At 41.9% G+C, this 709-nt stretch carries 1 protein-coding gene; it reads left to right on the top strand.

Going from position 1 to position 709, the window contains the following annotated elements:
- On the top strand, positions 1-709 hold a 709-nt coding region (locus WEIDD23_RS02120), incomplete at both ends, for a GDSL-type esterase/lipase family protein (protein WP_082778301.1).

Genomic DNA, 709 nt, shown 5'->3' with positions numbered 1-709 from the left:
AAATCAAATATTCGGTTGGTTGCAGTTGGCGATTCCCTAACCGAGGGGATTGGCGATACGACAAAACAGCAAGGCTATACAAAACGCACAGCAAAGTTATTAACCAAAGCTTACGGCGTTCGGGTAAAAACGGCTAATTATGGTAAGGCTGGTGATCGGTCTGATCAGATTTTGCGGCGGGTAAAGTCTGATAAAAAAGCGGTCCGTGATATAAAAAAGGCCGATGTGATTGTCATGACTGTGGGGGGCAACGACTTACAACAAACGCTGTTTAAAGCGATTTTTGCAAAATCAGATACGGCTGTGACGAAAGAAGTTGTTAAGAGCATGCCGACCTACACTGAAAAACTTATGAAACTCATGAAGTTCATCCAGCAAAAGAATCCAGATGCACCCATTTTTTTGTTTGGTAATTACAATCCTCTCTATGTCTATTTGGCAAACCGCCAAGACTTAAATGCGGATGTTAAAATTTACAACGGCATCAATGCGAATATTGCGGCCACTGATTCGCAGGTGTACTATGTGTCAACATTTAAAACATTGACTTATGGGCAGTACCAAACGCGTGCTGCGCGACAGCAATTAGTTAAGGAATCAGAACAGGCAAACCGGGGCTCGCTTAACAACAAAATGGTGCAGGATACGTTGAATGGTAAAAGTGATAAGGAATTAAATGCTTATATTACAACACTTGATCACTATCACC

The sequence above is a fragment of the Weissella sp. DD23 genome (assembly GCF_001579105.1).
In the GTDB taxonomy this organism is placed as follows: domain Bacteria; phylum Bacillota; class Bacilli; order Lactobacillales; family Lactobacillaceae; genus Weissella; species Weissella cibaria.
Note: the sequence above shows the minus strand (reverse complement) of the source record. Positions and strands in the feature narration are given on the sequence as shown.